Consider the following 26,643-nt stretch of genomic DNA (forward strand, 5'->3'; position numbering starts at 1 on the left):
GCTGGATATCCAGCTATTTCTTTGAATAAATATAGGAGGTATTATGCAATGGCACAGGGAGAAAAAATAATCGTAGAAAACGGAAATATGAAAGTACCAAACAATCCAATCATACCATTTATCGAAGGGGACGGAACGGGTCCAGATATTTGGGCAGCAGCCAAAGAAGTGATTGAAGCTTCCGTAGAGAAAGCTTACAATGGTGAGAAAAAAATTAATTGGCTGGAGGTTTATGCTGGTCAGAAAGCATTCGATAAAACCGGGGAATGGCTTCCTAAAGATACGTTAGATAAAATTAACGAATATAAAATTGCCATTAAAGGACCTTTAACAACACCAATTGGCGGGGGAATCCGTTCTCTTAACGTTGCATTGCGTCAGGAACTTGATTTGTTCACTTGCCTGCGTCCAGTACGTTATTTTGAAGGTGTACCATCACCGGTTAAACGACCGGAAGATGTTGATATGGTAATTTTCCGAGAAAACACGGAAGATATCTATGCGGGTATTGAATGGCAACAAGGTTCGGATGAAGTAAAAAAAGTAATGGATTTCCTGAAAAATGAAATGGGTGTAAACAAAATCCGTTTCCCAGAAACTTCAGGTCTCGGCATTAAACCAGTATCAGCAGAAGGTACAAAACGCCTTGTTCGTTCTGCAATAGAATATGCATTAACGGAAGGACGTCAAAGTGTTACTTTAGTACATAAAGGTAACATCATGAAATTTACAGAAGGTGCTTTCAAACAATGGGGTTATGAAGTAGCTGAAGAAGAATTCGGCGATAAAGTATTCACATGGGCTGAATATGATCGCCTTGTGGAATCAGATGGTAAAGATGCAGCAAATAAAGCACAGGATGAGGCTTTGGCAGCAGGTAAAATCCTTGTTAAAGATGCAATCGCTGATATCTTCCTACAACAGATTCTTACTCGTCCGAAAGAATTTGATGTCGTAGCAACGATGAATTTAAATGGAGATTACATTTCTGATGCTTTGGCAGCGCAAGTTGGTGGTATCGGTATTGCTCCAGGTGCAAACATTAACTATGATACTGGACATGCCATTTTCGAGGCTACACATGGTACAGCTCCAAAATATGCAGGGCTTGATAAAGTGAATCCATCATCTGTTATTCTTTCAGCAGTATTGATGCTTGAGCATCTTGGATGGAGAGAAGCGGCAGACTTAATCACTGATTCGATGGATAAAACAATTGCGTCCAAAGTCGTAACATATGATTTTGCACGCTTGATGGATGGCGCCACAGAAGTTAAATGTTCCGAATTTGGTCAGGAATTAATCAAGAATATGGCAAAATAATTAAAATAGGTAGCGACGGAATGGTGTGAATCCAGTTCGTCGCAACCTTTTTGTTTTTAGACGTTTTAAAATCTGCAATATTACAAAATGGTAAAAAGGGGATTTTAAAGATGGTATTAAAAAGAAATAAAATTTCAGTTATCGGATCTGGATTTACAGGAGCCACTACAGCATTAATGCTTGCACAAAAGGAACTTGGGGATATTGTACTTGTTGATATTCCACAAATGGAAGACCCGACAAAAGGGAAAGCACTGGATATGGCAGAGGCAGCACCTGTTCAAGGATTTGATGCTAAAATTACCGGTACTTCCAATTATGAGGATACGAAAGACTCTAATTTGGTTATTATCACTGCTGGTATCGCACGCAAACCAGGTATGAGCCGAGAAGATTTGGTAAATACAAATGCAAAAATCATGAAAGCAGTAGCAAAAGATATTGTGAAATATTCACCAGATACTACGATTGTCGTACTTACAAACCCCGTTGATGCCATGACTTACACGGTGTTTAAGGCATCCGGATTACCGAAGGAACGCGTTATCGGACAGTCTGGTGTTTTGGATACAGCACGTTTTTGTACATTTGTTGCTGAGGAATTGAATTTATCGGTTAAAGATATTTCCGGATTTGTGCTTGGTGGACATGGTGATGACATGGTACCATTAATCCGGTATTCCTATGCTGGAGGGATCCCGTTGGAAACATTAATTTCCAAAGAGCGCCTTGAAGAAATCGTTCAACGGACCCGTACAGGTGGTGGAGAAATCGTTAACCTGCTTGGTAATGGCAGTGCATACTATGCACCCGCAGCTTCTTTAACCGTAATGGCAGAAGCAATTCTAAAGGATCAACGTCGTGTGATTCCTTCGATCGCATACTTAGAAGGTGAGTATGGTTATAACGATATTTACCTTGGTGTTCCAACCATCCTTGGAGGAAAGGGCATAGAGGAAATTATTGAATTAGACCTTACTGCTGATGAGAAAACAGCATTGGATAAGTCTGCTGATTCTGTTAAGAATGTGCTTTCCGTACTAAAACGATAACATAGAAATCGAAATATCCGGTTACTTGAACAAGTAGCCGGATATTTTTAAACATCTCTCCACAAAAACAGCAGTTATTTTTCGATAGAACTAAAAAACACAGTCGAAAATAAGCTAATAGTTTTCAACATAATTCGGGGAGCGACAGGCACCACGTCAGTGTAAAATTTTGTTTACATTTCCTTATTTATTATACGTTTTGTGTTAATAATGATAAGATAATGTTATAAGAAGATGTCAAAAAATTATTAAATAGATAAGTGTCAAATTGCTTCGATGGTTCGCTATATTAGCTATTCACGTATTAATAGCATACGTTCATTTGCTTTTGCTAATAGCATCGCCACTTTGACCTTGTCGTTTCTAATTTGGCAGCTTTTTGACCACGCAAGATAAAAGATAAAATAGCAGCTGGAGAAGATGGGGGTACTTGATATTATGAGTCAGAAAATTTTAATTGTTGACGATGAAAAACCAATTGTAACTCTATTGAACTATAATATTGAGAACGCAGGTTTTCAAACGGATGTCGCTTACGATGGACGTGAAGCAATTGAAAAGTGTGAAAAAAATGAATTTGATTTGATTGTACTGGATTTAATGCTTCCTGAAATGGATGGAATTGAAGTTTGTAGACATTTACGCATGAATAAAATTGAAACACCTATATTGATGCTGACTGCAAAGGATGAAGAATTTGATAAAGTTCTTGGTTTGGAAATGGGAGCCGATGACTATTTAACGAAACCATTTAGTCCAAAAGAAGTTGTCGCAAGAATTAAAGCAATCCTGAGAAGAAGCAAAAAATCAGCAGAGCAAAGCTTTAACTTGTTGAAAATTGGTGATCTAGTCATTTATCCGGAACGTTATGAAGCCGAAATGGGTGCCAATACAATAACCTTTACAAGAAAAGAATTTGAGCTATTATTTCATCTGGCAAAAAACAAAGGAAAAGTCATTTCCAGAGATCAGCTCCTTAGCAGTGTGTGGGATTATGATTTCGTTGGCGATACAAGAATTGTTGATGTTCATATCAGCCATCTCAGAGATAAGATTGAACCGAACACAAAAAAACCTATATATATTAAAACGGTGAGAGGGCTTGGATATAAGTTGGAGGAGCCAATTTGATGAAAGATGTTTTTTCCAGGACGCTCTTTCCTTATGCTTTAGCTATCATTTTGAGTTTGATTGTGTCAGGCTTTGTTATTTGGCAAGCTGATGGTAACCTTTTATTGCTGATTTCCATGATATTGATTGAATTTGTCTTTTTAATCGTTTTAATTTCAGTATTATATAATAAATATGTAAAACCACTTTCTAAAGCTACGAGTACGATTGATGAAATAGCAAAGGGAAATTACAGTGCAAGATTTCATAGTTCCGCAAGTGATGAGATTGCGGAACTGAGCCTCAAGATAAACTCACTTGCAAGGAATATGAGCGAGATTTCCATGCAGGAACAAATACAGTCCAAACAATTATCGACTATTATTGATAACATGCAAAGCGGACTCGTTTTGATTGATGAAAAGGGCTATATTCATGTAGTTAACCGGAAATTTATCTCTATGTTCGGTAAAACGGTAAAAGACTACAGGGGATATCTTTATTACGATGTTTTGGATGAAGAAAAATTTCATAAAACAGTCCAGAAAACATTCCTCTATGAACGAAATATAAAGGAGTCATTTACCCACAGGTCAGGTATGAACAAAATATATCTCGAGATAATCGGAGCACCTATTTTTAATGAACGAAAGGTCCTTAAGGGTGCAGTATTGGTGCTATATGATATAACAGAATTGAAGAAACTGGAGAAAACCCGTAAAGATTTTGTTGCCAATGTATCCCATGAACTGCGTACTCCTATTACGTCAATAAAAGGATTTTCGGAAACATTATTGGAAGCGGGTATGAATGATGAAGAAACGACAAAGGAATTTTTAAACATCATTTATAATGAAAGTAACCGACTGCAGTTGTTAGTTGAAGATTTATTATCACTATCACGACTGGAGAGAGAAGATTTCCGCTTGGTATTGAATAAGTTTAAGGCAGGGGAGTTAGTGGAAGAAGTCATACCTGCATTCCGAATAAATGCAGAACAAAAAGGTTTGAAATTCTCCGTTGAAGTCGATAACGAAATGACGATGAAAGTTGACAAGGAACGAATTAAACAAGTAATTGTCAATTTGCTGGATAATGCAATCCAATATACTTCGGAAAACGGCACTGTTGAATTTTACCTCGGTCATGTAGAGAACTATATCCATATAAAAGTAGCCGATACTGGAATTGGAATTGAACAAAAGGCGATATCGAGAATATTTGAACGGTTCTACCGGATTGACAAGGCACGTAGTAGAAATACTGGTGGAACTGGGCTGGGGTTGGCAATTGTTAAACATATCGTCGAAGTTCATGGCGGAAAAATAGAAGTTGAAAGTGAAATTAACAAAGGTACCATCATTCATGTGTATCTCCCAAAATAGACATCCTGTCATATGGAGGATGTCTATTTTTTTCTGTGCATGAAAACGATCGGTGTTATGAACCGTTAGATCTCATTCATTTTCATTTCCCAATAGACAATGGTAAAATAAATAGTAGGAATTACTTGTACAGGAGGATAACGGATGTCAAAAAAGTTGGTTTTAATTGATGGCAACAGTATTATCTATCGAGCATTTTTCGCTTTGCCACTTTTGAATAATGATAAGGGTGTTTATACAAATGCAGTTTATGGATTCACTACAATGCTATTGCGTATTCTTGAGGAGCAGAAGCCTACCCATCTGCTCGTAGCATTTGATGCAGGAAAAACTACATTTCGCCATTCCACCTATAAAGAATATAAGGGGGGCCGCCAGAAAACTCCTTCAGAGCTTTCCGAACAGTTTCCAGTTATGAAAGAGTTGCTTGATGCGTTTGATATTAAGCACTATCAGCTGGAACAATTCGAAGCTGATGATATTATTGGTACGTTGTCCAAGCAAGGCAATCAGGAAGATTGGGAAGTAACGGTAATCTCGGGAGACAAAGATTTACTTCAGCTTGTATCCGATCGCGTGACCGTCCATGTAACGAAAAAAGGAATAAGCGATATTGAGAAATACAGTCCAGATTATATGGTTGAAAAAATGGAAATTACCCCAGAACAAATCATTGATTTGAAAGCATTGATGGGAGACAGTTCCGACAATATTCCTGGAGTGCCGGGAGTCGGTCAGAAAACGGCCACAAAGCTGTTAAAGCAATATGAGACACTTGAAGAAGTATATAATCATCTTGAAGAAGTGAGCGGCAAAAAGTTAAAAGAAAATCTGACAAACTATCGAGAAGATGCATTCATGAGCAAAGAACTTGTAACGATTAACTGTAATTCACCTATTGAAATTTCCGTGGAGGACATCGTCTATTACGGATTCCAGCCCTCAAAAGTCAGCGCTGTATTCAAAGACCTTGGATTTCAGTCCCTGTTGAATCGTGTTTCGGATGAAACGGAAGAAGAGCAGAAACCAAGTTCTGAAATGAATGAAATCTCATTTTCAATTGTATCGGAAATTAACGAAAACATGTTTATAGGTGATGAAGCACTAGTTGTTGAAATGATTGGAGAAAATTACCATCTGGCAGCTATAGAAGGATTTGGAGTTGTCAATAAAAATGGAGCATACTTTATTCCAACAGAAGTGGCACTTCGTTCAGAGACATTTAAGTTATGGGCTGAGGATAGCAGTAAGACGAAAAGTGTATTTGATGCGAAAAAAACAATGGTCGCTCTTTTAAGGAACGATATTCATATTAAGGGAATAACCTTTGATATGCTGATGTCATCCTATTTGCTCAATCCTGCGGAAAATAACCACGATATCCCTGCAATTGGCAACCGTATGGGGAAAAGCGATGTGTTATTTGATGAAGAAGTCTATGGAAAGGGAGCGAAAATCAAAGTTCCCGAAGAGTCACAGCTTGCTGAACATGTCGTACGTAAAACAGCTGCACTATTTGAATTAAAAGATGAAATGGAAGAGCAATTAAAGCAACATGAACTATATGAATTATTGAAGGAACTCGAGATGCCGCTAGCATTAATTTTAGGTGAAATGGAGCATCTCGGCGTAAAGGTTGATATCGGGACCCTCGAAGAAATGGGTAACGATCTCAAAGAACGTTTAAGTAAGCTGGAAAAGGAAGTATATGAGCTCGCTGGAGAATCGTTCAATTTAAATTCTCCAAAGCAGCTTGGACCAATCTTATTTGAAAAACTAAAGCTTCCTGTCATCAAGAAAACGAAAACGGGTTATTCGACAGCAGCAGATGTACTTGAACAGCTCCAAAACGAGCATGAGATCATTCCAAAGCTACTCCTATACAGACAGCTGGGGAAACTACAGTCAACTTATATCGAAGGCCTTCTAAAGGTTGTCAGAAAAGACACGAATAAAATCCATACCCGCTTCAATCAGGCATTGACTCAAACAGGCAGATTAAGCTCCATGGAGCCGAACCTTCAAAACATTCCAATCCGACTTGAAGAAGGAAGAAAAATCAGACAGGCGTTTGTTCCAGCTCAAAAAGATTGGATTATGTTTGCAGCTGATTACTCACAAATCGAATTGCGGGTACTTGCACATATAGCTAATGATGAAAAACTTGTGGCTGCATTCAAGAATGATGTAGATATTCATACACAGACTGCCATGGATGTTTTCCATGTAGAAATGGATGAAGTTAACTCCAATATGAGAAGACAGGCTAAGGCAGTTAACTTTGGAATCGTATATGGCATAAGTGACTATGGCCTATCACAGAACCTTGGTATAACTAGAAAAGAAGCGAAGCGTTTTATTGAACGGTACTTTGATAGCTATCCTGGTGTGAAATTATATATGGATGAAATTGTCCAGGAAGCCAAGCACAAAGGATATGTCACGACGTTAATGAACAGAAGAAGATATTTGCCTGAAATTACAAGCCGAAACTTCAATTTAAGAAGTTTTGCAGAGCGGACTGCGATGAATACACCAATACAAGGCAGTGCTGCTGACATTATTAAAAAGGCAATGATCGATTTGCATCAAAAGCTTGTGGATGAAAAACTTCAGGCAAGAATGCTACTGCAGGTGCATGATGAACTGATACTTGAAGCACCAAAAGAAGAAATTGATATTTTGAAAGAAATTGTACCAGAAATGATGGAGAATACAGTAGAGCTGAATGTGCCGTTAAAAGTGGATTACGAATATGGCAGCAGCTGGTTCGATGCAAAATAAGGAGAAATCATTACATGCCAGAATTACCGGAAGTCGAAACAATAAAAAATACATTAGAACGATTTATACAGAATAAAACAATTCAAAAAGTGGATGTGTTCTGGCCTAATATCATTAAAGAACCAGATGATGTAGAACATTTTAAGGTACTGCTTGAAGGCCAGACCATTCGGGAACTTTCTAGAAAAGGAAAATTTTTGTTAATTTATCTCGATGACTTTGTGCTTATTTCCCACTTGAGAATGGAAGGGAAGTACAGTGTACATAAAGCCGTTGAACCTGTTAAAAAGCATACGCATGTTATCTTTGCATTTACAGATGGGGAAGAGCTTCGATATAACGATGTAAGGAAGTTTGGTACGATGCATGTGTATGCCAAAGGACAGGAATTCTTTCATAAGCCATTAAACCAGTTGGGGCCAGAACCATTCGATGATAGCTTTACTTTTGAATATTTTTATCAAAGACTGAAGAAAACCGACCGCTTCATTAAAACAGCTCTATTAGACCAGACAATTGTCACTGGACTTGGAAATATATATGTGGATGAAACGCTATTTAGAGCTGAAGTTCATCCATTAAAAAGGGCAAGCAAACTAACGAAGAAAGAAGTAAAAGCTATTCAAAAACAGGCAATAGCGACATTGCAGGAAGCTGTAAAGGCTGGAGGAACTACAATCCGATCCTATGTAAACAGTCAGGGAGATATGGGAATGTTCCAGCAAGAATTATTTGTCTATGGTCAGGATAAAAAGGCTTGTAAAAAATGTGGAACTGAAATAACGAAAATGAAAGTCGGTGGACGCGGTACACATATATGCCCATCTTGTCAAAAAAGCTGAAGAGGTGAATTACAATGTCGTTGAGTATAGGATTAACTGGAAGCATAGGAAGTGGAAAGAGCACCGTATCACTGATGTTTGATGACTTTAATATTCCAGTAGTGGATGCTGACAAAATTGCTAGGGAAGTTGTTGAACCCGGGGAGAACGCCTATGAACAAGTCGTTGAAACTTTTGGAAAGTCTATTTTGAGAAAAGATGGAACATTGGACAGGCCGGCCCTTGGAGCTATCATATTTGCAGATGAGTCGAAAAGAAAACTTATAAACAGTATTGTGCATCCGGCAATCCGTAAAAAAATGCTTTATCTGAGAGATAAGCATTTAAAATCAGGAGCTAAATGTGTCGTTTTGGATATTCCATTATTATTTGAGAGTGGACTGACGGACTATGTGGACAGAACGATCGTTGTATATGTAGATGAAGCTGTCCAGCTCAATAGATTGATGTCACGGGATAATTATACAGAGGACGAGGCAACCCAACGTATACAATCACAGATGAGCATGAAGGAAAAGGTGAAACTCGCTGATGCTGTAATAGACAATAACGGTACAAAAGCAGACAGCTATGAACAGGTTGAAAAACTGTTGAAAGATTGGAAGCTATTATAATCGATTAAAATCCAGGATAATCATAATCATCCTGGATTTTTTGGTACGCAGGAAAGTATAAACGTACCAACCTGTACAATGCAACAAAAGCTGTTACCGTAAGGCTTGGTGACAACCAATTAGTCCAATTAGAATAAAAATGATTTTAATTAATAAAAATATATAAATTTGTGATATTTATAAAACACTTTCACTGTGTAATGTGTTATACTAATTGATATAAATTGATTAAAAGTATAGCATATATGGGAGGAATAAGTTTCTTATGAATAAAACTCGTGTGGCGATTACTGGATTTGGGAGAATTGGACGAATGGTGTTTCGTCAGGCAATTAAAGACAATGAACTAGAAGTTGTAGCAATCAATGCCAGCTACCCTCCTGAGACTCTTGCACATCTAATTAAATATGATAGTGTTCATGGGATATTTGACGGAGAAGTGAAAGCGCTTCAGGATGGTATAGAGGTTGATAATAAAAAAGTCAAACTTGTTAATTCACGAGAACCCCAGAAACTTCCCTGGGCAGCATTGGATATTGATATCGTCATTGAAGCGACCGGGAAATTCAAAACGAAGGAAAGTGCCGGATTACATCTGGATGCTGGCGCAAAAAAAGTAGTTATTACAGCACCTGGAAAGCAAGTTGATAAAACAATTGTTATGGGTGTGAACGAAACGGCTTATATTGCAGCGGAGGATGATGTCATTTCGAATGCCTCCTGCACCACGAACTGTCTTGCACCAATAGCAAAAGTTCTAGATGACAAATTTTCCATCATAAATGGTTTAATGACTACGGTTCACGCATTCACCAATGACCAGAAAAACCTGGACAATCCACATAAGGATCTCAGACGCGCACGTGGATGTACACAGTCTATCATTCCTACAACAACAGGGGCAGCGAAAGCTTTAAGTGAGGTATTGCCACATTTAAAAGGAAAACTTCACGGGATGTCATTACGGGTACCTACTCCAAATGTATCGCTTGTGGATCTAGTCGTTGATGTGGAGAGTTCTGTAACGGTTGAAGAAGTCAACCAGGCTTTTAAAGAAGCTGCTGAAAATGAGCTTAAAGGAATTATAGATTACTCGGAAGAACCATTAGTTTCCATTGATTATACAACATCTGACTTTTCAGCTATTGTAGATGGTTTATCTACCATCGTCATGGAAGAAAATAAAATCAAAGTGATTGCCTGGTATGATAATGAATGGGGTTATTCCAAACGTGTACTAGATTTGACTAAGCATGTTGGAAGCTACCTGTTTCAGCAGGAAGTGAAAATTTCATAATGCTAGATTTTATAAGTACACCTGTTTCGATTAATAAATCGAAGCAGGTGTTTTTGATTTCCAATTCGCAGACCGTATTCAAGAAGCTTTGGCTGTGCTTACTCGAATCTAAAAAATAAATAGTTTTTTTCGTGAAAGATGTAGACAGTGACTAACTACGATTTGCGATGGCGGCTGGTGAGCCAACTTGCGCTAGAGCGATCCCGGACTGCGCCAAGAGCACTTATCTCCAAGAATAAACGTAAGTTACGTCGCATTTTATATTAACTCCCCTGATTATAAATTAATTTAAGATGACAGTAAGCGTGTAATTACAGAATCATAGAAGCTGCAATTCATACGAAAACTTATCTGTCACAAAAGATTTGGAGATTCCGTTTGCAAGCTGATGTTACAAGGCCTTACCCTCTATCTTTCTAATTGATTTTAGGAACACCAACTAGAGGATTTCCTCGAAACGTGGTAAAATAGAAACTACTATATTGGTATGGAAAATAATACTTGCTGGGGTGCGAAATATGTCGTTTGGGGATACGTTGAAAAAATATTTCAACAATCATGCAGAAACCGGGGAAAAGCATTGGGACAGCTCTCTGAAAACACATTATTATAAATGCAGTAAAGAGAAAGCATTGGCGATGCTAGAAAATTACTTCTCCAACAGTGCGGAATTTGCTATAAACTCTATGTCAGCTGAACATGGTGAAATTAGCGCGATCAGTAAAAAAGGTAAAAAAACATTTGTAGTTGCGACAGTTATTATGGTCCGACCTTTTCATACAGCCGTAGATTTCTCTGTAACTACTGAATCAATATTGCCTTTTGATTTCGGATATAGTGCGAAGTTGATTAACCGAATATATTCACAGGTAAATAAGGAATTACCACTTATAAAAGATAATCATATGTAAATAAGAAAGCTGGAATGGGGTTGATCAAACATGCGGTGTTCCAATTGTCATAATAAAAATACAAAGGTTACTGATTCCCGTCCAATCGAAGAGGGACAATCCATAAGGAGACGCAGAGAATGTGAAAAGTGCGGATTTCGTTTCACCACTTTCGAACGGGTGGAGGAAGTCCCATTAATCGTAGTAAAAAAAGATGGTGTAAGGCAGGAATTTTCCAGAGACAAGCTGAAAAGGGGTTTAATCAGGGCGTGTGAAAAAAGACCGGTAGCGCTCCAAACAATCGAATCCCTTGCCCTTGATGTGGAAAAGGAATTACGCAATCAAGGTTCATCAGAAGTTTCAAGCAATGATATCGGTGAATTAGTTATGGAAAGATTATCAAAGGTTGATGAAGTGTCATATGTCCGATTTGCTTCTGTATACCGTCAGTTTAAAGACATTACCGTATTCCTTGATGAACTTAAGGACATTATTAATACGGATAAAAACAATAAATAATCTTTAATCGTATAAAAGGGTGTGATAATTATGAAGTATATAGGACAAATTTTGCCGGTGGACGGTTATATAATCATGCAAAAAGAATCTTTGCCGGCAGATTATGCCAAGTCACTTACACATCTCTATCAGCCACTGCTAGGAATACAGGCTGTCTCTCTTTACCAGACCCTTTTGCACGATATGGAACTTCAGCAGGATTTGTCACCCCAGACGCATCATACGTTGATGAACTACTTAAATCTTCCGTTAGATGAAATCTATCAATCGAGACGGAAACTGGAAGGTATCGGGCTGCTGAAAACCTTTAAACAGAGCAGGGAGTCCAGCGATCTGTATACATATGAATTGCAGAGCCCGTTTGCTCCTGATAGGTTCTTTGAAGATGCAATGCTTTCCCAGCTTTTATTGCATCACATTGGTGATCATAAATTTAATTTGCTCAAAAAACATTTTGGAAGAACAGCTGTTACAAGCCAGGCTCAAAATATAACAGCCTCTTTTAATGATGTTTTTCAAACCTTTACACCTTCCGCTGAAGCATTGGGAAGTGTTCCGAAACAAGAATCTTCCACTGAAGAAATTCAAATGGATTTCACATGGATGGAACAAATGTTGCAACAGCGGATGATACCTGTAGGGAGAGTATTGACTACTAGCAATCGAAGGCTGATTCATCAGATGATGGTGCTTTATGAACTGGAAACACATGAAATTGATAAGTCAGTTTTATGGGCATTAACAGATGAAAATCGATTGGATACAGAGGAATTTAAAGTAGCGTGCCATGATCTTTTTAAGGCGAAAAATAATAACAAACGAGTCAGACTTACAGAGACTCAGCCTGTTAAAAAGGAAACAACAGAGGTCCCGGCTACGAAAGAGGATATGCTTATACAGGAATTGGAAACAATATCACCAAAGCAGCTTCTTGAAGATCTATCAAGGGGTAACCATGCATCAGAGCAGGATATGAAAGCAATCCGTGAAGTAATGACAACCCAAGGGTTACCTTCGCCTGTCATGAATGTTCTCATTCACTATGTACTATTGCAGACAAACATGAAGCTGTCGAAGGCATATTTGGAAAAGATTGCAAGTCATTGGTCAAGGGCCAATATCAAAACGGCGAAAGAAGCCATGGTTTTTGCAAAGAAAGAGCAAGAACGTTTCCAAAAAGATATGAAACGAAAGTCTGCTTTCAATCCTAAAAAACAAGCTTCCAAGGAAGTTGTTCCGGATTGGTTCAAAGATAGAAAGCATAAGCAGTCGAAACAACCGGCCGTTGCAACAAACATGAATATATCAAAGGAACAGGAAAAGATTGCTGCTCGACTTAAACAATATTCTAACGGCAACTAAACTAGTCATGTGTAAGGGATGATTAAATTGAAACCTATACAGTCTGCATTGAAATCATGGATGCAAACAAATGAAAATTTTAAAGAAAACTATATTAAAATAAAGCAGGATGTTTTAGATGATCCCGAAATTAAAGAGTTTCTTTCGCTGCATCCCCAACTCAGCCAACAGGAAATAAGTAAAAATCTAATTAAGCTTTATGAATACAAAACGCAATCAAAACAGTGTAACCAGTGTTCATCCCTTAGTTCCTGCAAAAATATGCTCCCTGGATATTCACCGGTTCTTCATGTGGAAAACAACGAAATCAGGCTTTCCTATGAAAAATGTCACAGCAGAATCATGTATGAGAAGGAGCAGGAGCAGCAAAAACTGATTCAGAGTCTGTACATGCCCAAGGAAATACTCCAAGCAAGCATGGCAGATATTACGAATGATGAGACGAGAATCCTGGCGATTGCAGAGATTCTTGACTTTCTTGATCAGGCCAAAACAGCGCTTCCGAGAAAAGGACTTTATTTTTACGGTCAGTTTGGTGTCGGTAAAACATATTTACTTGGGGCATTGGCCAATGAACTGAAAAAATTCAATATATCTTCTACATTGATTTATATGCCGGAATTTGTTCGTGAAATTAAATCATCTTTCAAGGATGATTCCTTCAATGACAAAATTGATTATTTCAAGAAAGCCGATGTACTGATGCTTGATGATATTGGTGCAGAGCTTCAATCTGCATGGTTCCGTGATGAGATTTTAGGTTCCGTATTACAATACAGAATGATGGAACGTCTGCCCGTTTTCTTTACATCCAATTATGATTTGGATCAATTGGAAACGCAGCTTGCCACGACAAAGAGTGGAGTGGAAACAGTAAAAGCTGGAAGGATTATCGAGCGGATCAGACAAGTGAGCAAAGAAGTTAAAATGGAAGGACATAACCGGAGATTATGAAAGTCTAATAAAGCCAATTACAGTCTGAGGATAATCCCTCAGGCTTTTTTTATGGTTCCACTTCATTTGTTAGAATCACCCGTCATATGGAGAGATCACATAGGCGTAGCTCTTTTCAAAAGTACCAACGCAAAACTATTTTGGAAAATAGCTGATAGATTAAGAAGATTAATCATTTTTTCATCAGTTTGTCCATATAATGTAACAGTTTGGTCGTGGATGAGGGTGATAATTATTGGTGGAGGTATTTTTTGAATCTGACAAAGAAGTGATTAGTTTCTGTGAGTTTTTATTTCGCAAGCATAAGCAAGTTGAATTGAATTGGAAGACGGATGAAAGATGGGGCAATCATCTCAAGTTTATAGATCAGCTGCCGAAAAATGAACTTGTGGATATAATTGCCGGCACGATGGCAAATGTATTTATGACACACCGTTTAGGAACGATGATCAAACGTATTATTAAAGACTATTATTATTACACCGAACATGAAGAAATCGAACGAATACATGACTTAACGCATTGGATCATTACCGGTGAAGATGATGAGAGCAAACGGTTACGAGAACACAAAAACGAGGTCATATTTCTGAAATCATTATTTATTGCCAATTTGAAAGAGAGCTTTGAATTTCATTTTGATTCCATCGTTAATTTTCGTTTGAAACCATTTAAGGACCAACTGATCACATATGTTGGTCTGGCGATTGATGAGTTTAAAAGGGAAGAAGATCATCAGGCATTCGTGGATATGCTTCGTGCATATGTCCTGAAGAAGCAGCCAGGTGTACCGGTTATCCATATCTTGCAGGGGAATTCGTTTGCATTTTTTAAACAGGATGGAAAACGCATGTCGAATATTGAACTAAGAGTATTAATGAAGAAGGAACCATTATATATCGTTGGCCTCCATGATAATGAGTTTAATCTTGCACCACTTATAGCGATGGCACCTGAAAAATTGAAAATTTATGGGGATGACCCTTCAGAGCCAAAGACATTAACAGTTATAAATGTTTTTCAGGAAAAAGTCGATTTTGAGCCAATCAGCAATTTTCCTTTTTCTTATTATTTAAAGAATGATTAAAAATGGACTTGATTTTACTTTCATGTAGGTCTATAATACTCATTAAATACTTATTAAAAACGTCAATCGACATTCTTTTAAATTAAAAAGTGATGATAAGGACAAGATTATTTATTTAAAAGCATAAATTAGAGAAGGAAGTCAGTGGCTGAAAGCTTCCTGTATGCATATAAATAATTACCACCTTTGAACTCTGCCGATGAACTAACAGTAGTTGGCAGCGTACCGTCTGCGTTAAAGATTAATGGAGCCGTAAGATGATTTACGGGAATTAGGGTGGAACCACGATGTATAAAACGCCGTCCCTTTGCAGTAAGTGCAGAGGGATGGCGTTTTTTTAATTTGTAAGTGAAACTTAGGTGGATGCTAAGTTTTCTAATGAAAAGGAGAGATTGAAATGGCAGAAGAAATTATAATTGTATTCCCAGACGGAGCCGAGAAAGGATTTCCTGTAGGGACAACAGGAGAAGATATCGCAGCATCTATTTCTCCTGGCTTGAAAAAACAAGCATTGGCAATTAAGCTTGATGGACAGCTTGTTGACCTGAGACGTGAACTGAATCATGGCGGCAAAATTGAAATTATTACGTACAAAAGCGAAGAAGGCGTTGAAGTGGTACGTCATTCAACTGCCCATTTACTTGCACAGGCAATCAAACGTCTGTATAAAGACGTTAAATTTGGCGTCGGTCCTGTCATCGAGGAAGGATTCTATTATGATATTGATATGGAAGCATCATTGACTCCTGAAGACCTTCCAAAGATTGAAAAGGAAATGAAACGAATTGTGGATGAAAACTTGGAAATCAGAAGGGTTGAAGTATTTCGTAATGAAGCAAAAGCGAAATTCCAGGAGATAGGGGATGACCTCAAACTGGAATTGATTGATGCGATTCCAGAGGATGAACAGGTAACAATCTATGAACAGGGAGAATTTTTTGATCTTTGCCGAGGAATTCATGTGCCATCTACAAGTAAAATAAAGGCATTTAAACTTTTAACCATTTCTGGTGCTTACTGGCGTGGGGACAGCAAGAATAAACAATTGCAGCGTATTTACGGCACTGCTTTTGAAAAGCAGGCACAGCTGGACGAACATCTCCGTATCCTCGAGGAGCGTAAAGAGCGTGACCACCGTAAATTGGGTAAAGAACTGGACTTATTTACGGTTTCCCAGAAGGTAGGTCAGGGCCTTCCGTTATGGCTTCCAAAAGGGGCGACAATCCGTCGTAATATTGAACGTTATATCGTTGATCTCGAAGAACGTCTTGGATACAGCCATGTTTATACACCAGTACTTGGAAATGTTGAATTATACAAAACGAGCGGACATTGGGATCATTATAAAGACGATATGTTCCCAACAATGGAAATGGATAATGAAGACTTGGTTCTTCGTCCGATGAACTGTCCACATCACATGATGGTGTTTAAAAACCAGCTATGGAGCTACCGGAACCTTCCAGTACGTATCGCTGAGCTCGGAACAATGCATCGCCATGAAATGAGTGGTGCACTAGCCGGATTACAGCGCGTACGTGCCATGACATTAAATGATGCTCATATCTTTGCCCGCCCAGATCAAATGAAGGAAGAATTTATTCGGGTAGTGGAACTTGTGCAAAAAGTGTATAAAGACTTTGGCATTGACGATTATTATTTCCGTCTATCCTATCGTGATCCAGAAGATAAAGAGAAGTATGTGGATAATGACGCCATGTGGGAAAAAGCACAGACGATGCTGAAGGAAACAATGGATGATATGAATCTAGAATATGTGGAAGCAATCGGTGAAGCAGCATTTTATGGTCCAAAACTGGATGTACAGGTGAAAACAGCATTAGGCAAAGATGAAACGTTATCAACGGTTCAACTTGACTTCCATTTGCCAGAACGATTTGATTTGACATATATCGGTGAGGATGGAAAAGAACATCGTCCGGTTGTTATCCACCGTGGGGTCGTTTCAACGATGGAACGCTTTGTCGCATTCCTAATTGAGGAGTATAAAGGGGCGTTCCCAACATGGCTTGCACCAGTTCAAGTAAAAGTCATTCCAGTTTCACCTCAGGTTCATCTTGACTATGCCAAGAAAGTGGAAGAAAAACTGCGCTTCGAGGGTGTTCGCGTCGAACTCGATGAACGGGACGAGAAAATCGGTTACAAGATTCGTGAAGCACAGACACAGAAGATTCCATTTGCACTCGTACTTGGTGATAAGGAAATTGAAGAGGGTGCAGTTAATTACCGTCGTTACGGAGAGCAGAAAACAGAGACGCTTTCATTTGACGAATTCTTAGCCTTGATCAAGGAAGAGATTGCAGAGAAAAAGCTAAAAATATAAGTTTATCCTAGAGACTTTCAACTTTTGTTGAAAGTCTTTTTTTTATTTAAAGAAAGGAATAAAACTTTTTCTATCTGCGTAAGTGCAACGAAGGCTGTCACCGGAAGACTCCGTGACAACCAAGTTTTCCTACGATTTAATCCCACTCCACAGAAAATTTGACACTTAATACCTAAACGTCTCCATAAAAACAGAACTTATTACACTATTAAACAAAAACATTCCGAGGTAGAATAATATTAAAATAATATTTCAAATATTGTTTTAATTTTTAACTTTCTTTACCACTTTCTATTTCCCTCGCAACCTCCAATGATTTTTTACAGCTTTCCATGTTAAGCGAGTTAAATAAAATTTTATAAAGAAAGCAGGTGAATAAAACGGTTTCCACTTTAAACGTTCTATTCAGGTATTAAATTTGAAAGGGAGGAATGCAAATTGGGTAAAACCATACGAAAAAAATTATACAAGCTTGCTGCTGTCTTTATTCTTGTCCTTACTTCTTTACAGTTCAATCCTATAAAGGCAATGGCAGAGGAGAATTCGGAAGCTCCATTCATTCGCGCATTTTGGGTACAAGCATTTGAACCAGGAAATAAAACACCGGAACAAATTGATCAGCTCGTTCAAGATGTTAAGGATGCCAATATGAATACGATTGTGGCACAGGTTAGTAGAAGACATGATGCATATTATCACAGTGATGTACTTCCATTTACACAGGACCCTGCTGTACCACAAGGATTTGACCCTTTAGGATATTTGCTTGAGAAGGCAAAAGAAAATGGGATTGAAGTCCATGCCTGGGTAGTTGTGGGACCGATGTGGCACACAGTCTATGGAGGCGCCCCAAATGACCCGGAACATATTTGGAATACCAATGGGCCGGATGCGCCAGAAAATGAAACATGGGTAACGCAAGATTATAATGGGACAGTACCATATTGGCAGCCATACTTGGATTTAGGGCATCCCGATGCACGAAACCATGTGGTTGATATGGTAACAGATATTGTGAAAAATTATGACGTTGATGGTGTCCACTTGGATTATATTCGCTATCCGGAAGATGGCAAAGGTTACAATCCTACTTCTTTAGCCAGATTCCAGGAGGAAACTGGCAGAACAGACAGACCTCTACCGAATGATGCCGAATGGATTTCCTGGAAGGTCGAACAAGTTGACACACTGATTAAACGAATCTATACAGAATTGATGGCAGTTAATGGTGAAGCAGAACTTTCTGCTGCCGTGTTATCGTGGGGATTCGCTAACCCAAACAGTACAGACTGGTGGCAAATGGATCCCGTTCAGCGGGCACATCAAAATTGGAAGAAATGGGTCCAAGAAGGGTATCTGGATTATGCGTATGTCATGAATTATGACAGCGATGCAGATCCAAGAAGAGAAGAACGTTATAATCAATGGATCCAATGGCAAAAAGATCTCGAGAGAAACAGGGGAATTGTTATCGGACCGGCACTTTATTTAAACACCATATCGGACAGCATCAACCAAATTCACCGTGCACTAGCACCTTCACAATTAGGTAATATGGTTGAAGGAGTAAGTCCATATGTTTATAATGTGTGGAGCAATGATGGTCTGCCACAACAGGATTTGATCCGCTCTTTATATGAACCGACAGAACATAATGATGGAAATCCACCTTTTACATCACCTGTACCAACACCTGAAGCGGAATGGAAAAATCAATCTGTTGGTCACTTGTTAGGTAAAGTGGAAGATAGCTCAATAAGTAGGGAAGTAACAATCTATCGGGGAGAAGAAGGGAAACTAGTTGATTCAATTAAAACAGATGCAAATGGATATTTTGTCCTTACAGATCTTCAGCCTGGAAACTATTTTGTGAAGGTCGAAGGATTGGAAGCGAGTAAAAAGATTCAGATTAGTATCCAGCAAGTTACAGAGGTTACCGTAAGCAATTAAGAGCATAAAGTGCAACAAGGGTAATCCGTTCGTATCATGGTGTATTCTCGACATGATAACACGGGTTACCTTTGTCGTTTTAGTAATGAAGCAATTACTGCGAAATATAATTCAAACAATTGGACAGGTTTTATGGTATACTTAGTTTAAGAAGAATAGTAAAACTTTAGTTTGACATCCGTATAAGCTGATGTTATACTTATAAAGTTGAAAATTAAATGATCTGAGACAAGTAGAAGCACCCGCTTCTCACCTGATTGACGCCGAAAGGGCAGTTAACTGGTTCCAAACTCTTTTTTATAAGTTATTGGAGACGTGTGGGTGCATAAATGTACCGACACTTTTTTAATTTACACAAAAAATTGCTTGTCAATGATAGATCAGTAACAAAAATATTTGGAGGTGGCTGGCTATTAGCAAGGATATGAATGTCAATGAGAAAATTCGTGCTAGAGAAGTACGACTTATCGATTCAAATGGTGATCAGCTTGGAGTAAAAACACGTCAGGAAGCATTGGAAATAGCAACAACACGCAACCTTGACCTAGTGATGGTTGCTCCTACTGCAAAACCGCCAGTGTGTCGCATCATGGACTATGGAAAATTCCGATTTGAACAGCAAAAGAAAGAAAAAGAAGCCCGTAAAAAGCAAAAAGTTATTAATGTAAAAGAAGTACGCTTTACACCAGGAATCGGCGATCATGATTTCGAAACAAAACTGAAGAATGCCCGTAAATTCCTTGAAAAAGGTGATAAAGTAAAAGCTGCGGTTCGTTTCCGTGGACGTGCTATTACTCATAAAGAGCTTGGCCGTGAAGTTTTAGATCGCTTTGCTGAAGAAGTAAAAGATATCGCAACGATTGAAACAAAACCGAAAATGGAAGGCCGTAACATGTTTATGATGGTCGCTCCAGTTAACGAAAAGCAATAAATTATCTACTCGATGAATGATCAGTACAAGGAGGAAATTATTATGCCTAAAATGAAAACTCATAGTGGTTCTGCAAAACGCTTTAAAAGAACTGGATCTGGAAAACTAAAAAGATCTCATGCATATACAAGCCACATGTTTGCGAATAAATCTCAAAAACAGAAACGTAAATTGCGTAAAGGTGCAGTCGTATCTTCTGGAGATTACAAACGCATCAAAGCAATGATACCTAAATAAGCAGGAAAAAATCTAACGAATTATTCGGATATACAATCGTATTGAATTGTACTAGGAGGGAATTATTATGCCACGTGTAAAAGGTGGAACAGTAACACGCAGACGTCGTAAACGCGTCCTTAAATTAGCAAAAGGTTATTATGGAGCGAAGAGCTCGTTATTTAAAGTAGCAAAACAACAAGTAATGAAATCAGGTCAGTACGCTTATCGTGACCGCAGACAGAAAAAACGTGATTTCCGTAAATTATGGATCGCACGTATTAATGCTGCTGCACGTTTAAACGATATTTCTTACAGCAAATTAATGCATGGTCTTAAACTTGCAGAGATCGATATCAACCGTAAAATGTTGTCAGATCTTGCAATTAATGACGAAAAAGCATTTGCTCAATTAGTTGGTCAAGCTAAAGAAGCACTTAAATAATTTAAAATGAAGGACCAAATCCGATTATCGCATGGATTTGGTCCTTTTTTAGAAAGCTTGGCATTTGTCCAAATGGCATAGCGCTTGCCAAGTTGTCTAAAGATCGCATTGCTCTAATACGCAATGCAAGACATGTTAAAGTTGATAAAAGGGTGACGTATGCGCATATAGCGTTGAGAGGAGAGTATTCATGGAAGATTTAAGTTCGATTATTTTGTATTTTATCGGAGTAAATATTGTAGGTTTTGTCCTTATGTATATCGATAAGCAAAAAGCGATTAAACAGAAATACCGTATACCTGAGCGTACGTTCTGGGCACTTGCTGTTCTTGGAAGTTCTATTGGTACATATATCGGTATGAATACGTTTCGACATAAAACAAAGCATACTTCTTTCGTTATCGGTATGCCGCTTTTAATCGTTGTCAACATTGTTTCACTGTTTTATATTTTGTTCTTTATGTCATAAAGGCTCGTCTCATGTCATATACATGTACCGAAAGACGTAATCCTGCCACTTGAAAATTTTATAGCATGTAGCGATGAAGGAGGTGGATGATGGAATTTATCGGCAACTACTTAATGACTTTCATTCAGATGGGAGGCGTATTTTCACCACTGCTGTTTATATTTTTTCACCTATTGAGACCATTATTATTCCTCCCCGTAGTTTTTATTTGCATTACTGGAGGCATCCTGTTCGGACCGGTGGCAGGTACTATTTATTCTATTATTGGAATAACGTTATCGAGTATACTATTTTACATGATGATCGGGTGGATGCCAAGATCACTCAATCGGCTCATTCATGTAAAACAAAAACTGATGGGAAAGCATTCAGAATTGACCACTTCACAGGTGACATTACTGAGATTGGTGCCCTTTATTCATTTTCATTTATTATCCCTATGTTTGATTGAAATTTCTTCTGGCTTTAAAGCGTATGCGAAATCATCTTTATTATCCAATATTCCTTTAGCTATCGTTTATACATCCATCGGCGGATGGCTTTCCAACTTATCTTCTTATTATCTCTTCGCTTTTTTAATGGTCCTATTACCGTTTATTTATATTTTAAGAAGGAAAGAAATTATTATTAAATGGCAAGACTTTTTTCCATTGCGTGAAACACAAAAACACTCATCTGTAAAAATATAGATGAGTGTTTTAATTTGGCTTTTTTCGTAAGTTTAGTTGTTTTATAATCATCGGAGTAGAGGTGAAATGTGACGTAACTTCTTTTTAAGTTAACCCATGGGAATGATCATGCGAAATCGTTTCTCAGGCAACCGCAGCCCGTATTGAGCAGAGCTGTCGCCGAAGCTGCTTCTCTTATGTCGCCAGTCTACAGTTCTGGTGTAATAAGAACATAACTTATCAAAGTCAAGCTCAGGGCGCGATTATTTTACGATTCGATTTCTGTCAGAATCAGCTCACTGATGGGGTGTTTCCATGTGATTTTGGCATAGGGATAATGGAGCAAGATTTCTTTTTCTAGAAAATACAGCTCGTCTCTCGTAAATCCTCGAAGTTCAAGTGGATCACGGACAGTCACATGGATATCTACTACTTCAAAGGATTCTTCTGTTGTTCCAAGGTATTTCTCACCTTCGAAAAGGCATCCTTTATATACAAGTTGAAAATTTTTTTTACTGTTATTGGTATCATCCAAAAAAAAGAATTCCTTGGACTTTTTAGCGATTTGTAATCTTCTTTCCGGGTTCCGGAGATATTGAATCCACGTATAGACGAGAAGAGCCAAAGCAATAATTAAAAGTATCCGGAATAAAATTACGACCATGTCATCGTCTCCCATTTTGTCCTATTTCAAATTCATACGTATGAGGCAGTAGATAGGTTTCACTTTTTTAAAATTTTCATGATACAATTGTTTAAAAAGAACATGAGGTGGAACAAGTGAACTGGAATAGATTATTTGAAATGCAAAAACAACTTGATACATATATTGAAAAGAATCATGATTTGAGTAAAACGGATGTCTTTCAGGAGAAATATTTGGCATTGCTTGTAGAGCTTGGAGAACTAGCTAATGAGACAAGATGTTTCAAATTCTGGAGCACTAAACCGAGAAGTGAAAAATCGATTATTCTTGAAGAATATGTCGATGTTATTCATTTTATCCTGTCACTGGGATTGGAAAAAGGGTTCAGCTACGAAACGACACGAGATACTGCTACTGCTGCTGTTACGGAAACAGAACAATTTAATGAGGTTTTTGAAGCTGCAGCCACTTATAAAAATAATACCACATCAAGCAATTACAATACCCTCTTTATGAAAACTCTGCAGTTGGCAGAAATACTCGGATTCACGGAAGAGGATATACAACATGCATATATGAAGAAAAATGAGATAAATTATGAAAGGCAGAATCAGGGTTATTAGGATTTTGTAGTTTTCCGATATAACGATATAATTGATAAGGTATCTAAATTAGGAGGTTTACATATGAAGAATTTAGACGAAACATTGACGATGCTGAAAGATCTGACAGATGCAAAGGGGATTCCCGGAAATGAAAAAGAAGTAAGGGAAGTATTTGAAAAATATATTACTGCCTATGCAGATGAAATTATGATGGATAACCTAGGGAGTTCAATTGCCAAAAAGAGCGGTAAAACAGATGGACCTAAAATTATGATTGCAGGTCATTTAGATGAGATTGGTTTTATGGTTACGCGAATAGATGACAATGGGTTTGTATATTTCCAGACTGTAGGTGGCTGGTGGAACCAGGTTATGCTGGCACAGCGCGTAACCATTATGGGCAGCAAGGGGGATGTCACTGGTGTCATCGGTTCGAAACCGCCACATGTCCTAACTGCTGAAGCACGTAAAAAACCATATGAAATTAAAGATATGTTCATTGATATCGGAGCTTCCAGTAAAGAGGAAGTGAAAGCATTTGGTGTGAACCCTGGTGACTCTGTTGTACCATATTTCGAATTTACACCTTTAAAAAATGAAAAACTATTGCTTGCAAAAGCATGGGATAACCGGATTGGTCTTGCGATCGCAATCGAAGTGATGAAAAAATTAAAAGGGGAGGACCATCCAAATGTCGTTTATGGGGTTGGTACCATCCAGGAGGAAGTTGGCCTCCGTGGTGCTAAAACCTCTGCACAAGTGATACAGCCTGACATCGGCTTTGCTGTAGATGTAGGTATCGCAGGCGATACACCTGGAATCTCTGACAAGGATGCTGACAGCAAGCTTGGTAAGGGTCCACAAATCGTATTATATGATGCTTCTATGGTTTCCCACAAAGGACTACGGGATTTTGTTGTCAAAACCGCTGAGGACAATAATATTCCATATCAGTTTGCATCGCTTGCAGGTGGAGGAACAGATTCAGGTTCCATCCATTTGACAGGTAATGGTGTGCCATCTTTATCCATTACAATTGCTACGCGCTATATTCATTCACATGCAGGCATTCTTCATCGCGACGATTTTGAAAATGCAGTGAAATTAATTGTAGAAGTCATTAAAAAAATGGATGCCGATACAGTTCAAGAACTTATCCTGGCATAATAGAACCCGGATCAGCAAACACTACTGCTGGTCCTTTCTATTGGCGGTTGTTAAAGTATAAATACCTGTTTACTGGATACCTGTAATAGTTGGTTTTACTTTTTTTGATTTAATAATTGCCTTTCTATTTGACAGGTTTAAAAATAGGTGTTATATTTGTTATGAATTAAAGATAACTTAATTAATAATATAAATTAGGAATTTTTGGAGGAATATTAATGAATGAATTAAGAGGTATGCATCATGTAACTGCAATTACAAGCAGTGCTGAAAAAAACTATGAATTTTTTACATTTACGTTAGGTATGCGTTTAGTCAAGAAGACAGTCAATCAGGATGACATTAAAACCTATCATCTATTTTTTGCCGATGATAAGGGTACTGCTGGGACGGATATGACGTTCTTTGATTTTCCTGGCATCCCAAAAGGCGTCCATGGCACAAATGAAATCTCGAAAACATCCCTTCGTGTACCAAGTGATGCCGCATTGGATTATTGGGTGAAACGATTCGATCGTTTAGAAGTAAAACATACAGGAATAAAAGAACAGTTTGGTACGAAGACATTATCATTTGTTGATTTTGATGATCAGCAGTATCAGCTCATTTCAGATGAAAATGATGAAGGGGTTCCTTCTGGCACACCATGGCAAGATGGACCGATTCCATTGGAATATGCTATCACTGGTTTAGGTCCTGTTTTTGTCCGCATTGCCCAGTTTGATTATTTTAAAGAGGTTCTTGAAAAAGTATTGATGTATAAAGAGATAGCAAGCGAAGGATCTTACCATCTGTTTGAAGTAGATCAGGGTGGCAATGGAGCACAGATTGTAGTTGAGCATAATACGGTACTCCCTATGGCTAGACAGGGCTATGGTACAGTTCATCATGCTGCATTAAGTGTAGACGACCGTTCTGATTTGGATGAATGGATGAAACGCATGCATAGTTTTGGATTCCAAACTTCCGGATTTGTTGACCGCTTCTTCTTTGGTTCTTTATATTGCCAGGTTGCACCACAAATTTTATTTGAATTCGCAACAAAAGGTCCTGGTTTTATGGGCGATGAGCCATATGAAACACTTGGTGAGAAATTATCACTACCTCCATTTCTCGAACCGAAACGCGAAGAAATTGAAAAAATGGTTCGTCCAATCGATACGGTTAGAAGTACACGTACTATCGAAAAAGAATATGAGTGATACACAAAAACGCAATTCCAATAGGAATTGCGTTTTTTTAGCCTTTAAGTCATTCGTCCAAATGACTTGGTGCATGGCAAGTTTTCTTACGCATAGTAATTGTTCATGACTTTAGCTACATAATTCCTTGTTTCATTAAAAGGAGGAATACCTTGGTATTTTTCCACATTTCCCGGTCCTGCATTATAAGCGGCCAGTGCCAGTTCTATGTTACCATTGTATCTGTCCAGCATCTGACGTAAATATTTGGTCCCGCCGTTAATATTCTGACGTGCATCATATGGATTGTTTACTCCTAATCCAGCAGCTGTAGCTGGCATTAGTTGCATAAGACCCTGGGCACCCGCACTGCTTTTAGCCATCACGTTGTAATTGGACTCATTTTTAATGACAGCATGAATAAGACTTTCATCTACCCCATATGTTTGGGCTGCTTCAGAAATAAGACTGTTATAATCCGTATCCGGTACCAAGTTGCCGGATATTCCTGCCAATGAATAAGAAGGAAGAGAGTTTCCATATTGATTTATGTATGGTGAACTGCCAAGTGTTGCGTTCAATCCGGATAGTCTTTGCGCTTCATTAATTTTTTCCAGTAATAATTGCTGAAAAGAAGTACCCATCGTTTCCGTTGTACTTCTAGAGCTGCTGGAATTGGAGCTACCTGTCATGATAGACATTGCCTGATATTGAATCATCTGCTGTAAATCCCGTATTTCCATCTGACATCTCTCCTTCCTATATTCCTATTATTATTTTACGACGATAACAGTTGATAGGC

25 protein-coding genes and 2 other annotated features are annotated in these 26,643 nt (G+C 38.2%); of the genes, 23 read left to right on the forward strand and 2 right to left on the reverse strand.

Annotated features, from left to right (window positions below):
* The first annotated feature begins 48 nt into the window (after positions 1 to 48).
* From icd to MN204_RS09855, 20 genes are all read left to right on the forward strand, one after another.
* On the forward strand, positions 49 to 1,323 hold the full coding sequence (icd, locus tag MN204_RS09760; RefSeq protein ID WP_249870893.1) for an NADP-dependent isocitrate dehydrogenase: 1,275 nt from the start codon (positions 49 to 51) through the stop codon (positions 1,321 to 1,323).
* A 110-nt stretch (positions 1,324 to 1,433) separates the two neighbouring features.
* Entirely contained in the window at positions 1,434 to 2,375 is a 942-nt protein-coding gene (mdh, locus tag MN204_RS09765) for a malate dehydrogenase (RefSeq protein ID WP_249870894.1), read from the forward strand.
* 438 nt (positions 2,376 to 2,813) lie between these two features.
* Positions 2,814 to 3,506 carry a response regulator transcription factor gene (locus MN204_RS09770; protein WP_249870895.1) on the forward strand — a complete coding sequence of 231 codons (693 nt, stop codon included), beginning with the start codon at positions 2,814 to 2,816 and terminating at the stop codon, positions 3,504 to 3,506.
* The gene (gene pnpS, locus MN204_RS09775; protein ID WP_249871113.1) at positions 3,506 to 4,870 is read left to right on the forward strand and encodes a two-component system histidine kinase PnpS; all 1,365 of its coding nucleotides are present in this window, start codon (positions 3,506 to 3,508) and stop codon (positions 4,868 to 4,870) included. Before MN204_RS09770 ends, pnpS begins: the two co-directional genes overlap by 1 nt.
* 144 nt (positions 4,871 to 5,014) lie before the next feature.
* On the forward strand, positions 5,015 to 7,654 hold the full coding sequence (polA, locus tag MN204_RS09780; protein WP_249870896.1) for a DNA polymerase I: 2,640 nt from the start codon (positions 5,015 to 5,017) through the stop codon (positions 7,652 to 7,654).
* A 14-nt stretch (positions 7,655 to 7,668) separates the two neighbouring features.
* The gene (gene mutM / locus MN204_RS09785) at positions 7,669 to 8,496 is read left to right on the forward strand and encodes a DNA-formamidopyrimidine glycosylase (RefSeq protein ID WP_249870897.1); all 828 of its coding nucleotides are present in this window, start codon (positions 7,669 to 7,671) and stop codon (positions 8,494 to 8,496) included.
* 14 nt (positions 8,497 to 8,510) lie between these two features.
* Entirely contained in the window at positions 8,511 to 9,110 is a 600-nt protein-coding gene (gene coaE / locus MN204_RS09790) for a dephospho-CoA kinase (RefSeq protein WP_249870898.1), read from the forward strand.
* Positions 9,111 to 9,375: 265 nt separating this feature from the next.
* Positions 9,376 to 10,407, forward strand: a complete 1,032-nt coding sequence (locus MN204_RS09795) for a glyceraldehyde-3-phosphate dehydrogenase (protein WP_249870899.1) — start codon at positions 9,376 to 9,378, stop codon at positions 10,405 to 10,407.
* 518 nt (positions 10,408 to 10,925) lie between these two features.
* Complete coding sequence (locus tag MN204_RS09800; RefSeq protein ID WP_249870900.1) at positions 10,926 to 11,318, forward strand: cytosolic protein; 393 nt, start codon at positions 10,926 to 10,928, stop codon at positions 11,316 to 11,318.
* Between the two features lie 30 nt (positions 11,319 to 11,348).
* Entirely contained in the window at positions 11,349 to 11,816 is a 468-nt protein-coding gene (gene nrdR / locus MN204_RS09805) for a transcriptional regulator NrdR (protein WP_249870901.1), read from the forward strand.
* A 30-nt stretch (positions 11,817 to 11,846) separates the two neighbouring features.
* Positions 11,847 to 13,178, forward strand: a complete 1,332-nt coding sequence (locus MN204_RS09810) for a replication initiation and membrane attachment family protein (RefSeq protein WP_249870902.1) — start codon at positions 11,847 to 11,849, stop codon at positions 13,176 to 13,178.
* A gap of 27 nt (positions 13,179 to 13,205) precedes the next feature.
* Positions 13,206 to 14,132: a primosomal protein DnaI gene (gene dnaI, locus MN204_RS09815; RefSeq protein ID WP_249870903.1), complete on the forward strand. Its 927-nt coding sequence runs from the start codon at positions 13,206 to 13,208 to the stop codon at positions 14,130 to 14,132.
* 238 nt (positions 14,133 to 14,370) lie between these two features.
* Positions 14,371 to 15,219 carry a putative sporulation protein YtxC gene (ytxC, locus tag MN204_RS09820; protein ID WP_249871114.1) on the forward strand — a complete coding sequence of 283 codons (849 nt, stop codon included), beginning with the start codon at positions 14,371 to 14,373 and terminating at the stop codon, positions 15,217 to 15,219.
* A gap of 83 nt (positions 15,220 to 15,302) precedes the next feature.
* Positions 15,303 to 15,529, forward strand: a binding site (T-box leader).
* Positions 15,530 to 15,616: 87 nt separating this feature from the next.
* On the forward strand, positions 15,617 to 17,563 hold the full coding sequence (thrS, locus tag MN204_RS09825) for a threonine--tRNA ligase (protein ID WP_249870904.1): 1,947 nt from the start codon (positions 15,617 to 15,619) through the stop codon (positions 17,561 to 17,563).
* A 438-nt stretch (positions 17,564 to 18,001) separates the two neighbouring features.
* Positions 18,002 to 19,513: a glycoside hydrolase family 10-like protein gene (locus MN204_RS09830; protein ID WP_249870905.1), complete on the forward strand. Its 1,512-nt coding sequence runs from the start codon at positions 18,002 to 18,004 to the stop codon at positions 19,511 to 19,513.
* A gap of 224 nt (positions 19,514 to 19,737) precedes the next feature.
* Positions 19,738 to 19,866: a sequence feature (ribosomal protein L20 leader region), on the forward strand.
* Positions 19,867 to 19,937: 71 nt separating this feature from the next.
* Positions 19,938 to 20,444: a translation initiation factor IF-3 gene (gene infC, locus MN204_RS09835; protein WP_249870906.1), complete on the forward strand. Its 507-nt coding sequence runs from the start codon at positions 19,938 to 19,940 to the stop codon at positions 20,442 to 20,444.
* Between the two features lie 42 nt (positions 20,445 to 20,486).
* Positions 20,487 to 20,681 carry a 50S ribosomal protein L35 gene (rpmI, locus tag MN204_RS09840; RefSeq protein ID WP_249870907.1) on the forward strand — a complete coding sequence of 65 codons (195 nt, stop codon included), beginning with the start codon at positions 20,487 to 20,489 and terminating at the stop codon, positions 20,679 to 20,681.
* Between the two features lie 67 nt (positions 20,682 to 20,748).
* Complete coding sequence (gene rplT, locus MN204_RS09845) at positions 20,749 to 21,105, forward strand: 50S ribosomal protein L20 (protein ID WP_249870908.1); 357 nt, start codon at positions 20,749 to 20,751, stop codon at positions 21,103 to 21,105.
* A gap of 190 nt (positions 21,106 to 21,295) precedes the next feature.
* Complete coding sequence (locus MN204_RS09850) at positions 21,296 to 21,574, forward strand: DUF1294 domain-containing protein (protein WP_249870909.1); 279 nt, start codon at positions 21,296 to 21,298, stop codon at positions 21,572 to 21,574.
* An 89-nt stretch (positions 21,575 to 21,663) separates the two neighbouring features.
* Complete coding sequence (locus MN204_RS09855) at positions 21,664 to 22,263, forward strand: TVP38/TMEM64 family protein (RefSeq protein WP_249870910.1); 600 nt, start codon at positions 21,664 to 21,666, stop codon at positions 22,261 to 22,263.
* Between the two features lie 247 nt (positions 22,264 to 22,510).
* Here MN204_RS09855 and MN204_RS09860 read toward each other — a convergent pair whose 3' ends face one another.
* Positions 22,511 to 22,906 (reverse strand): sigma-w pathway protein ysdB, encoded by a 396-nt coding sequence (locus MN204_RS09860; protein WP_249870911.1) that lies wholly within the window; start codon positions 22,904 to 22,906, stop codon positions 22,511 to 22,513.
* Between the two features lie 116 nt (positions 22,907 to 23,022).
* On the opposite strand from MN204_RS09860, the gene MN204_RS09865 reads away from it, so the two are divergent.
* The 3 genes from MN204_RS09865 (at position 23,023) to MN204_RS09875 (ending at position 25,862) form a co-directional block, all read left to right on the forward strand.
* Positions 23,023 to 23,511, forward strand: a complete 489-nt coding sequence (locus tag MN204_RS09865) for a dUTP diphosphatase (protein ID WP_249870912.1) — start codon at positions 23,023 to 23,025, stop codon at positions 23,509 to 23,511.
* A 63-nt stretch (positions 23,512 to 23,574) separates the two neighbouring features.
* Positions 23,575 to 24,660: a M42 family metallopeptidase gene (locus tag MN204_RS09870; RefSeq protein ID WP_249870913.1), complete on the forward strand. Its 1,086-nt coding sequence runs from the start codon at positions 23,575 to 23,577 to the stop codon at positions 24,658 to 24,660.
* A 218-nt stretch (positions 24,661 to 24,878) separates the two neighbouring features.
* Positions 24,879 to 25,862, forward strand: coding sequence for a ring-cleaving dioxygenase (locus MN204_RS09875; RefSeq protein WP_249870914.1), 984 nt, complete (start codon positions 24,879 to 24,881; stop codon positions 25,860 to 25,862).
* 86 nt (positions 25,863 to 25,948) lie between these two features.
* On the opposite strand, the gene MN204_RS09880 is transcribed toward MN204_RS09875, so the two are convergent.
* Positions 25,949 to 26,584: a lytic transglycosylase domain-containing protein gene (locus MN204_RS09880; RefSeq protein ID WP_249870915.1), complete on the reverse strand. Its 636-nt coding sequence runs from the start codon at positions 26,582 to 26,584 to the stop codon at positions 25,949 to 25,951.
* Between the last annotated feature and the right edge of the window lie 59 nt (positions 26,585 to 26,643).

It is taken from the genome of Oceanobacillus saliphilus, from assembly GCF_023522835.1.
Lineage (GTDB): Bacteria > Bacillota > Bacilli > Bacillales > Amphibacillaceae > Oceanobacillus > Oceanobacillus saliphilus.